Genomic DNA, 5,613 nt, shown 5'->3' with positions numbered 1-5,613 from the left:
CGATTCACCGGATCGACGCGGAGAATCTGGGTGAGGCGATTGAGGCCGAGCAGCACGACGTCATTGGCCAACGCACCGCCGGAGAGACCCGTGCCGGCACCGCGGGGCACGAACGGCACGCCCGCGGCAGCAAGGGCTCGCACCACGGCCACGACTTCGTCGCGGGTGCCGGGGAAGACGGCAAGGGTGGGCATCGCGCGATACCCGGGGAGTCCGTCGGCTTCATACGCGACGAGTTCGGGCACGCGGGACTTCACCCAGCGAGGGCCGACGATCGCGGAGAGTGTGGCGAGGAGCGTATCGCGCATGCCGAAAGATAGCGGCGCGACACGTGGGTGAGCGGGTTAGGCGCTCACGATGGAGGCCACCAGCGACTTGAGCACGACAAATTCGAACGGCTTCTGCAGCACATGCGGGTGGTGCGCCAGCAGGGTACCGTGGGGCGCGTCGGCGACCGCGTCGCCGGTGGACAAAATGACGCGCGCGGCGAGGGCCGGTCGGCTGGCCTCGAGGGTGCGCACGAGATCCTCACCCGAGATCACCGGCAAGTGCAGGTCGCAGACGACGAGGTCGACGCGGCTCTCGTTCGCCTCGTCGCTGGCCAGCAACTCGGTCATCGCGCTCTCGCCATCTCCGGCTTCAGAGACGGCCCATTGCTGGCGTTCGAACCAGCGCCTCAGTACGAAGCGGATACCGGGTTCGTCGTCCACAAGCAGCACGTGCGGCAACGGCGACTCCGGGTGAACTGGGGGCAATGAGAACGGGCGCTCGTTAACAAACGAACGCCCGTGCTTCACGTAACGAACCGTGCCTCGATCAGAATCCCGAGGCATGGAACCGTGTGGTTCCCCGTCACCAGGCGGACGGCGTCAGGCGGCTCCCCAGAATCCGGCGAGGGCACGGCCGTCGGGCGACTCGCGCAACTTTTCGAAGGCCCGTTCACGGATCTGGCGGATCCGTTCGCGGGTGACGCCCATGAGGGCCCCGATGCGCTCGAGGGTCATGGCTTCGGCCCCTTCGTCGAGCCCGTAGTACAGATAGAGGATCTTGCGCTCGCGCGGGGTGAGGTACTTCCGGAAGACGCGATCGATGAACTCCCGCATGAGCCGGAAGTCGGTGCCTTCTTCGATGTCGGTGTGCGTCTCACCGGCGAAGCGTTCGCCGAGGGTGGACGCCTCGCGGTCCTGCCGATCGATGGGGGCGTCGAGCGAGACTTCGGTGCTGGTGATCTGGCGGGCGTTGCGGATCTGCTCGATGGGCTCCTGCAGGAGCTTGGCCATCTCCGCATCAGTGGGCTCGCGATTGAGCACCTGATTGAGGGCCATCTCTCCGCGGGCCATGCGGATGAGCTGGGAGTTCTGGTTGAGCGGGATCCGGACGCTGCGCGTCTGTTCGGCGAGGGCCTTGAGGACGGCCTGCCGGACCCACCACACCGCGTACGAGATGAACTTGACGCCCTGGTCGGGATCGAACTTGCGGACGGCCTTGAGGAGGCCCTCGTTGCCGATGGCGACGAGTTCGGACAGGTCGAGGCCGTGCCCTTGATACTTCTTCACGTAGCTGATCACGAACCGGAGGTTCGCGGTGACGAGGCGCTCAGCGGCGGCCGCATCTCCCTTTTGGGCGAGCCGAGCGAGACGACGCTCTTCGGCTGCATCCGTGATCAGGGGGAGCTTCTGGATATCGTGAAGGTATTGATCGAAGGCGGTGGAAGGGGATGAACGGAAAAAGCCCTTGGAGCGGGCTTCGGTGGTTCTGGTCGCGGCAGCTGCCTGCATACGCCCTCGCCGAACATGTGCCTTAACGACGGGGTCCGAACTCGGCCCTGTCAGGAGGTGGGACCGCCACGTTAACGGCGGGATCGTGAGCGGTCAATGAAAATCTTTCCACGTGGTGTAAATCGGTCATTTATGGGTCAGAGTGGCGACGGTATCGCGACAGTGCCGGGTGATGGTGCCACAATGTGACGCGGGGATGACACAGTTTGGAAGGGAGCTGAGCTGTTTGGGGCGTGGTGGTGACGCCACAGTTCGCGTGCGGGGAGTGGAGGGGCTTTGGGCTTTGGGCTTTGGGCTTGGGGCTTTGGGCCGTGGGCCTTGGGCCTTGGGCTGGTTAGGACAGTGCTGTCTTCACCACGGCGTTGCTGACGGCGACAGACCATTTTCCTTCGGCGGCTTCCATCTCGCCGATGCTGCGGGGCAAGGCATACCGGGCGGAGCCCTCCCGTGCCTTTTTGTCGCCGTGAGTGGCGGCGATGATGTCGTCGAGGGGGATGGTGGCGGGGAGGCGCGAGGGGAGGCCGGCCCGCTCCACGGCATCGGCGATGGCGAGCGACAGCCCTTCGCGGGCGAGGCCGATGGACTCGGCGATGCGGGCTTCGGCGACCATGCCGATGGCGACGGCGTCGCCGTGGAGCAGCGTGAAGTTCAGCACGCGCTCCACCGCATGGGCAATGGTGTGGCCGAAGTTGAGGATCTGCCGGAGACCGCCCTCGCGGGTGTCTTCGGCGACGACCTCGGCTTTGATGCGGACACTGCCAATCACGAGGGTGGTGATCGTCGCGGCGAAGTCAGGGGCCGAGGCGCCGTGGTCGCGGACGGCGTGGGCGTACCGGAGGACGGCGTCGAAGTAGGGCGCGTCGGCGATGACGCCGTGCTTGATCATTTCGGCGAACCCGCTGCGCAGCACGTCCTCGGGGAGCGTGTTGAGCACCTCGGGGTCGATCACCACGGCCGCCGGATTATGGAAGGCGCCGACGAGGTTCTTGCCGAAGGGGGTGTCGACGGCGGTCTTGCCGCCCACCGAGGCATCGACCATCGCCAACAGCGTGGTGGGTACCTGCACGACGGGGAGTCCGCGCATGAACGTGGAGGCCACGAAGCCGGCGAGGTCACCGACCACGCCGCCGCCGACGGCGATGACGGTGGTATCGCGTCCAGCGCCCCACTCCAGCAGGGCGTCGGTGAGTTCGGCCCAAGTGGCCCGCGTTTTCACCTGTTCACCGGGGGGCACGGTGAACAGGCGGGTGCTGTCGGCCGGGAACTGGGCGACGATCGCGTCGGCGTGCAGGGGGGCGACGGCCGAGTCGCTGATGACCGCCACGCGATGCGACGGGGCCACGAGACGCGCAATCTCCCCGATGGTCTGCCGCACCCCGGCCCGGCAGTAGACCGGATACGGCAGCGGCAACTGCAACGGTTCGGGATGCGCGCTGGTCACTACCAGGTGACCTCGCCCGCGCCCGCGCGCTTGTTGGCGACGCGGGCGAGCATGAAGAGGAGATCGGACAGCCGATTCAGGTACACCACGACCATGGCGGGCAGCTCGATCTCGGCGCTGAGGTGGACCACGCGCCGTTCGGCCCGGCGGCACACGGTGCGCGCGACATGCAACGCGGCCGCCTTCGGTGTGCCGCCCGGAATGATGAAGCTGGTGAGCGGGTCCAGCTCGGCCTCGCACGCGTCGATGGCCCGCTCGAGTTCATCGATCCGCTGCTCGTCGATGCGCGCCTTGGTGAGCTGCTCCCGCATCTTCTCGTGATCGGGCGTCGCCAACAGCGCCCCGATGGCGAAGAGGTCGCGCTGCACGGGCACGAGCACCTCATCGATCCGCGGCATCATGTCGATCGATCGCGCCAGACCGAGCGATGCGTTGAGTTCGTCCACGTCGCCGTAGGCTTCGACACGCGGGTGGTCCTTGCCGACCTTGCCACCACCAAAGAGGGCGGTCGCGCCCTCGTCACCTGCTCGGGTGTAAATCTTCATACGGAAAAGCTAACGGTGGGTGTCGAGTTTTGGGTGAGAGTTTCGCGTCGTGGGTACGTACTCCCGACTCGGAACTCTGACTCACTACCCGAGACGCACTTTGGTTAGTTTTTCGAGCATGACGACCCATCCGATTCGCGACCTCACGATCATCGGCGGTGGCCCCACGGGCCTCTTTGCCCTCTTCTATGCCGGCATGCGTGGCGCGACGGCCCAGATCGTCGATGCGCTCCCGGAACTCGGCGGCCAGCTCACGGCGCTGTACCCCGAGAAATTCATCTTCGACGTGGCCGGCTACCCGCGGGTGCTCGCGAAGGATCTCGTCCGGAATCTCACGGAGCAGGCGCGGCAGTTCCATCCGGACACGGGCATTCCGGCGCACCTCGGGCAGCGCGTGGTCGGGCTCGAGGAAGAGGACGGACACTTCGTCCTGGTCACAGACACGGACCGGTTTCCGACGCGCGCGGTGGTGATCGCCGCGGGCATCGGCGCCTTCAGCCCGCGCAAGCTGCCGCAGGCGTTCGCCGCCGAATGGTACGGCCGAGGCGTCGATGCCCTGGTGTCCACCCCAGAGGCGTACCGCGACCGCGATGTCCTGATCATCGGCGGCGGCGACTCGGCGTTCGATTGGTGTGCACAGCTCCGTGACAAGGCCCGGTCGGTCACGCTGGTGCACCGGAGCGACCGGTTCCGCGCGCACGCCGCCACGGTGTCGGAAGTGCAGGCGGCCGCCGCCGCCAACGATGGCACGGTGGCGGTGCACACGTTCCACGAGATCGACGCGATCATGGGCGAGGATCGCATCACCGGCGTGCGTCTCAAGGACGTGAAGACCAAGGAAACGCGCGAACTCCGCTGCGACGCGGTGCTGCCGATGCTCGGCTACGTCTCCGACCTCGGTACGCTGCTGGAGTGGGGCCTCGATATCGAGAAGGACGAGATCAAGGTCTCGACCGCCATGGAAACGGGGCGCCCCGGTGTGTACGCCGCCGGCGACATCACCACGTATCCGGGCAAGCTCAAGCTGATCGCATCCGGCTTCTCGGAAGCGGCGATCGCGGTGAATCAGGCGGTGCACTGGATCTATCCCGACAAGAAGGTCTCGCCGGGGCATTCGTCGAACCTGGCGGTGTTCGGGCAGAAGGACGACTAGTGCTGGGGGGAGTGCTTGCGGGGAGACTGCCGGTTCGTTGACGGCTCTGCGGTTCACGCGAAGGGCGCGAAGCACGCGAAGGCACGCGAAGCACAGCAAAGGGGCTCGTGAGATTTCACGGGCCCCTCAGTGTTACCGCTGTTCAAGATTCATTATTCTTTTTTGCTTTGCTGTTCTTCGCGAACCTTCGCGGCCCTTCGCGCCCTTCGCGTGAACCTCCAGGCTCTCCGAACACACGACACCGTCAGCAACGCACCGGTGCACCCGTCCTACGCCCGCACCCGTGGATCGGCTTTCTGGTACGCGAGATCGGTCACCAGATTCACCAGCACGAACACGACTGACAGGAACAGCACCGCCCCCTGCACGGCGGGCAGGTCGCGTCGCGAGATGGCCATCACCACGTAGCGGCCGATCCCGGGCCAACTGAAGATCGTTTCGGTGAGAATACTGCCGGTGAGGTAGGCGCCGAAGTCGAGGCCGATCACGGTGATCACGGGGATCAGCGCGTTGCGCAGCGCGTGGCGTACGATCACGCCCGACTCGGTCAATCCTTTGGCGCGGGCGGTGCGCACGAAGTCGGCGCCCAGGACCTCGAGCATGGAGGAACGCGTCACGCGGGCGAGATAGGCAATGGAGCGCGAGCCCAGTGCCAGCGCGGGGAGCACGAGAAACTCGAGGCGCCCGTAGCCTGAG

The 5,613-nt window shown here is 66.2% G+C and carries 7 protein-coding genes; 1 reads left to right on the top strand and 6 read right to left on the bottom strand.

Annotated features, from left to right (window positions below; translation table 11 throughout):
- From ACIRA7_RS14485 to ACIRA7_RS14465, 5 genes are all read right to left on the bottom strand, one after another.
- Positions 1–308: FAD-binding protein (locus tag ACIRA7_RS14485; RefSeq protein ID WP_396221561.1), on the bottom strand; the 308-nt coding region annotated here is incomplete at its 3' end.
- A gap of 36 nt (positions 309–344) precedes the next feature.
- The gene (locus tag ACIRA7_RS14480; protein ID WP_396221560.1) at positions 345–797 is read right to left on the bottom strand and encodes a response regulator; all 453 of its coding nucleotides are present in this window, start codon (positions 795–797) and stop codon (positions 345–347) included.
- A gap of 72 nt (positions 798–869) precedes the next feature.
- Positions 870–1,778, bottom strand: a complete 909-nt coding sequence (locus tag ACIRA7_RS14475; protein ID WP_396221559.1) for an RNA polymerase sigma factor RpoD/SigA — start codon at positions 1,776–1,778, stop codon at positions 870–872.
- Between the two features lie 334 nt (positions 1,779–2,112).
- Positions 2,113–3,219: a 3-dehydroquinate synthase gene (gene aroB, locus ACIRA7_RS14470; RefSeq protein WP_396221558.1), complete on the bottom strand. Its 1,107-nt coding sequence runs from the start codon at positions 3,217–3,219 to the stop codon at positions 2,113–2,115.
- Positions 3,219–3,764: a cob(I)yrinic acid a,c-diamide adenosyltransferase gene (locus tag ACIRA7_RS14465; RefSeq protein WP_396221557.1), complete on the bottom strand. Its 546-nt coding sequence runs from the start codon at positions 3,762–3,764 to the stop codon at positions 3,219–3,221. Before ACIRA7_RS14465 ends, aroB begins: the two co-directional genes overlap by 1 nt.
- 118 nt (positions 3,765–3,882) lie before the next feature.
- Between ACIRA7_RS14465 and ACIRA7_RS14460 the strand changes: the two genes are divergently transcribed.
- A complete protein-coding gene (locus ACIRA7_RS14460; RefSeq protein WP_396221556.1) occupies positions 3,883–4,917 on the top strand; it encodes an NAD(P)/FAD-dependent oxidoreductase in 1,035 nt (344 codons plus the stop codon).
- A 269-nt stretch (positions 4,918–5,186) separates the two neighbouring features.
- On the opposite strand, the gene ACIRA7_RS14455 is transcribed toward ACIRA7_RS14460, so the two are convergent.
- Positions 5,187–5,613: ABC transporter permease (locus tag ACIRA7_RS14455; RefSeq protein WP_396221555.1), on the bottom strand; the 427-nt coding region annotated here is incomplete at its 5' end.

This window comes from Gemmatimonas sp. (assembly GCF_044376735.1).
In the GTDB taxonomy this organism is placed as follows: Bacteria; Gemmatimonadota; Gemmatimonadetes; order Gemmatimonadales; family Gemmatimonadaceae; genus Gemmatimonas.
The sequence above is the reverse complement of the archived record's forward strand: the minus strand, read 5'-3'. Positions and strand labels throughout refer to the sequence as shown.